Source organism: Proteiniphilum sp. UBA1028, assembly GCF_002316955.1.
Taxonomy (GTDB): Bacteria; Bacteroidota; Bacteroidia; order Bacteroidales; family Dysgonomonadaceae; genus Proteiniphilum.
Genome location: NZ_DCEN01000058.1, coordinates 6,714 through 11,478 on the forward strand (window position 1 = coordinate 6,714; position 4,765 = coordinate 11,478).

The following is a 4,765-nucleotide window of genomic DNA, read 5'->3' on the forward strand; positions in this document are numbered from 1 at the left end:
AAGTATATCAAGGAGCTGGTTCTTCCTTTTAATCCGGTAGATTTTGATGCGGATGAATGGATGCAAACGATTCGCGATGCCGGCATGAAATACGTGGTCATTACGGCCAAGCATCACGATGGATTTGCCATGTACTTTTCGGACGTCTACCCCTATGATATGTCGCTGACAAAGTATAATAAAGATCCCATGACCGCACTTCGGGAGGCTGCCCGAAAATATGGCATCAAGTTCGGATTTTATTATTCCCATGCCTTCGATTGGGAACATCCGTGTGCGCCGGGAAATGATTGGGAGTACCCCGATCATCCCGGGGGCGACCGTTTGGTAGGGGGAAGCGATTGGTGGCTGACACGGCCGGACTATCTTCCCATGGCCGATAAATACGTCAGAGAAAAATCAATTCCTCAAATACAAGAGTTGATTAAAAAATACGATCCTGATCTGATGTGGTTTGACACACCCCACAAATTACCGCTATACCAAAACATTCGCATATTGGAGGCTATCCGGGAAATAGATCCGGAAAACAAAATTGTCGTAAATGGCCGGTTGGCTCGTTTTGCCGATAAAAACTTAGGCGACTATGCAAATACAGGCGATCGTGCGGCGCACCTTTATCCCACGCCGGGCTTTTGGGAATCTATTCCCACAACCAACGAATCTTACGGATACAGCATCGTGGACAGAGAACGCAAGCCGGTAAGCCATTTCGTGCGCTTGCTCTCTTCCGCGGTAGCAAAAGGGGGAAATATTTTATTGAACGTGGGCCCGATGGGTAACGGAAGATGGGATGAAGTAGATGCCACAATCTGTCTCGAAATTGGAAAATGGTTAAAGATAAACGGCGATGCAATCTATGGCGCTCAAAAAACAGATTTACCCCTGCAATCGTGGGGCGTAACAACCCAAAAGGGCGATACCCTGTATGCTCACGTACATCAATGGCCAAAAAACGGCATTCTCACTGTCGGGGGACTGACTTCTGACATTGGCAAAGCCTGGATTGTTTCGGATCCTCAACAAAAGAGAGTCTCTTTTTCGCGGGTAAATGACAAGGATGTAGCAGTCTATCTGCCTGCAAACGCCCCGGATTCGATGAACACCATCGTTGCGTTTGCTGTAAAAAAAACAAAAAAGTCCTATCCGATCCGGCTGTTGGACGACACCGGCGACAATACACTGTTCACCTTTGATGCCGAACTAATGGGCAGTGGGTTACGGTTTGGCGATGGAAAGGTCAACAGGAATTACGTGACAAACTGGAAAAAGGACGATCAATGGATGCGATGGAAAGTAAGAATCAATAAACCTGCAAAATATGATCTCTTCCTGGATTATAACACGGTTGAAGATGCCGATACGGGGGAGGTATGCATACATGTTGCCGGCAAAAATTTCACGGTTAACTATCCCCCACACCCCGAAAGAAAAGGGACAAACAGTGTGTATGCCGGTAGCATCACATTAACGAAAGATGAGTTTGAGTGTTCTCTCCGGGGAAAGAATTATCAGGGCAATCAGTTCATGAACCCTATTTCTGTCCGATTTATAAAAACACCGTAGAACCGTTTTTTCGCATAATTCAATGAGAACAGAGTACAATAAATAATTACCAAAATCCATAATAATATGAACGTAAACAGAAGGGAATTTATCAAGAAAATGAGTGCCGGAGCAGCAGGAATCGCCGTAAGCGGTTCAATAATGGGCATGCCGGCAAAAAGCTACAAACGAATCATCGGATCCAATGACCGTATTCAAGTTGCCATAGCCGGGCTCGGCCGCAGGTTAGGCGCTTTTTACGAACCCATAGCAGCAAAGAAAGCAAATGTAGAATTGGTGTATCTGTGCGATGTGATGGAAAAACAACGGATAAGAGCCTTGCAGAACTTTTCCAAACATATTGACTATAAACCAAAATTGGAAAATGATATCCGCAAAGTACTCGATGACCCGAAAGTGGATGTATTGATTAATGCCACCCCGGATCACTGGCATACTCCGGGATCCATCATGGCAATGAAAAATGGGAAACATGTGTATCTGGAGAAACCATGCAGCCACAACATGTTTGAAAACGAACTGCTGGTGGAAGCTTCTAAAAAGCTGAATAAAGTGGTACAAATGGGCAATCAGCAGCGTTCATCCCCCCATACCATCGAAATAATTCAGGAAATTCATCGTGGTGTCATTGGAACACCCTACAAGGCTCTGGCATTTTATACCAACACAAGAGGCGAAGTGCCGTTGCAAAAAAAAGCAGCCGTACCCACCGGCCTCGACTGGGAACTTTTCCAAGGCCCGGCCCCGCGACGTGAATACACATCGGAAACATGGGATTACAACTGGCACTGGTATGGATGGGATTACGGCACCGCCGAAACGGGAAACAATGCCACCCATGAACTGGATATTGCACGCTGGGCGTTGGGGGTTCACTTTCCCCTCCGGGTAGATGTAGAAGCAGCCAAACGTCATTTTGTCCACGATGGTTGGGAAATGTACGATACCATGGATGCGACCTTTCGTTTCTCCGGAGACAAAATTATCCTGTGGGATGGCAAAAGCCGTAACGGATACGATACGTATGGGGGAGGAAGAGGAACCATCATTTATGGAAGCGAAGGAACGGTGTTTATCGACCGGAACAAGTATCGCCTGTTTGACAGGAACGGAAAACTGGTGAAAGACAACCAGTCGTCCGCAAACGAGGCCGGAACGGCTTTAGGAGGAGGTGGCGACATGACGACCGGGCATGTGATCAATTTCTTTGAAGCGATAAGGGGCAAGGAGAAGCTCACTGCACCCATCGATGATGCCAGCATCAGCATGGCCATGGTACATTATTCAAACATTGCATACCGTATAGGGAAAGGATTTGACATTGATGATAAAACCGGCAGAATGTACGACCGCGATGCGATGAAACTATGGAGCCGCGATTATGAACCCGGATGGGAACCAACAGTATAAATACAAATTTTAATAAATAGAAAAAGATGTACAAGATATTTACGCTATTCAGCATCCTCGCTATCGGCCTTTTCACCTCTTGCAAAACACAGGTATCCGGTGATTTAACCAAACAGAACTTCGATTTTGCGTCAGAACAGCTTACCTACGCGTTGCAGGAGATAGATTCTGCGAAAGCAAGAGATGGACGAGATTCTCTTACCAAAGCGGAAAAACCGCTGGTGAGCCCCCGCACCCTGGATGAAAATGGAAATCCGAAGCTGGTTGTTTCCCGGGACTGGACAAGTGGCTTTTTCCCGGGAGAACTGTGGTATATGTATGAATATACAAAAGATCCAAATTGGGAGAAACAGGCAAGAGCATTCACCGCTTCCCTCGAAGTGCAAAAGTTTACAAAAACCACCCACGATCTGGGGTTCATCCTGTATTGCAGCTTTGGGAACGGACTGAGACTTACAAACGACCAACGTTACAAACCCATCTTGATGGAAGCCGCAAATTCACTGATCTCCAGATACAAACCCAATGCAAAAATTATCCGTTCGTGGGATCACAATCGCGACAAATGGCAATGTCCGGTTATCATCGATAATATGATGAACCTGGAATTGCTTTTCTGGGCATCCAGGGAAAGTGGTGACTCCACCTATTACAATATTGCCGTGAATCATGCGAACACAACCATGAAAAATCATTTTCGCCCCGATTATGGCACCTATCACGTAATCGACTACGACACCATTACAGGCAACGTATTGAATCGTCACACCCACCAGGGTTATGCACACGAGTCCACCTGGGCCCGGGGGGAAGCATGGGCTTTGTATGGTTATACCATGTGTTATCGCGAGACAAAAGACAGCGCCTATCTGGACCAGGCCCGGCATGTGGCAAATTTTATCTTTACAAACCCCAACCTGCCGGAGGATCTGATTCCTTACTGGGATTTTAATGCGCCCGAAATTCCCAACGAACCCCGTGATGTCTCGGCAGCCACCGTCATCGCATCGGCACTCTATGAGCTGAGTACCTTTGGTGGGGAAAAGGCAGTTCAATACAAAGAACAGGCCGACACCATCCTGAAGAACCTGACACTTCACTATCGTGCCACCTTGCACGACGACGGCGGATTTCTGTTACTTCACAGTACCGGATCAAAGCCGTCGGACTCGGAAGTGGATGTTCCTCTGGTATATGCCGACTATTACTTCCTGGAAGCGCTCTTACGAAAGGAAAAAATTGAGAATAACTTGTCTTTAACCGAAAAATAAAATGAAGCAGTCGAAATATCTGTTTACAATCTTGTTGGTTGGCTGTAATATGCTTGCCGCACTGGGGCAAATCAATTACTCGCAGAAAACAAGATTGAATGATCACTGGGAGTTTTTAAGATCAGACCTGGGCAGTGTGTGGGAGGCGGTACGTCCCGGCTCGGAAGGTTCTCCGGAGAAGGTTCCACTGTGGGAGCAGGTAACACTACCACACTGCTACAATGCTACTGACGCCGTGGATCCGGATCTGAACTACTATCAGGGGCCGGCCTGGTACAGAACGCTTTTATCTGTAGACAACCCTTATAAAGAGGGACGGACCTTGCTCCATTTCGAGGGTGCCGGACAAAAAACCAGGGTCTATATTTACACGGAAGAAGTGGCATCTCACGTAGGGGGCTATGATGAGTGGGAGGCTGATATCACCGATGCGGTGAATCGCTTCCTCTCTTCGGACGATGCCGGTCGCTTTGGAGGAAAAATCCCCCTGTCCGTCCGTTGTGACAACTCGAGGGATA

Annotated in this window: 4 protein-coding genes; all 4 read left to right on the plus strand. The window is 47.2% G+C overall.

What is annotated here, in order from left to right:
• Positions 1-1,566, plus strand: a 1,566-nt coding sequence (locus B3Z75_RS10560) for an alpha-L-fucosidase (protein ID WP_294071379.1), incomplete at its 5' end; no start/stop codon positions are given.
• Positions 1,567-1,632: 66 nt separating this feature from the next.
• Positions 1,633-2,976, plus strand: coding sequence for a Gfo/Idh/MocA family protein (locus tag B3Z75_RS10565; RefSeq protein WP_294071382.1), 1,344 nt, complete (start codon positions 1,633-1,635; stop codon positions 2,974-2,976).
• A 26-nt stretch (positions 2,977-3,002) separates the two neighbouring features.
• Positions 3,003-4,247: a glycoside hydrolase family 88 protein gene (locus B3Z75_RS10570; protein WP_294071385.1), complete on the plus strand. Its 1,245-nt coding sequence runs from the start codon at positions 3,003-3,005 to the stop codon at positions 4,245-4,247.
• A 1-nt stretch (position 4,248) separates the two neighbouring features.
• Positions 4,249-4,765, plus strand: a 517-nt coding sequence (locus B3Z75_RS10575; RefSeq protein WP_349676038.1) for a sugar-binding domain-containing protein, incomplete at its 3' end; no start/stop codon positions are given.

What these genes read in the sequence shown, in the direction of transcription:
- B3Z75_RS10565 (WP_294071382.1), top strand. Translation starts at nt 1,633, where the DNA reads ATGAACGTAAACAGAAGGGAATTTATCAAGAAAATGAGTGCCGGAGCA.
- B3Z75_RS10570 (WP_294071385.1), top strand. Translation starts at nt 3,003, where the DNA reads ATGTACAAGATATTTACGCTATTCAGCATCCTCGCTATCGGCCTTTTC.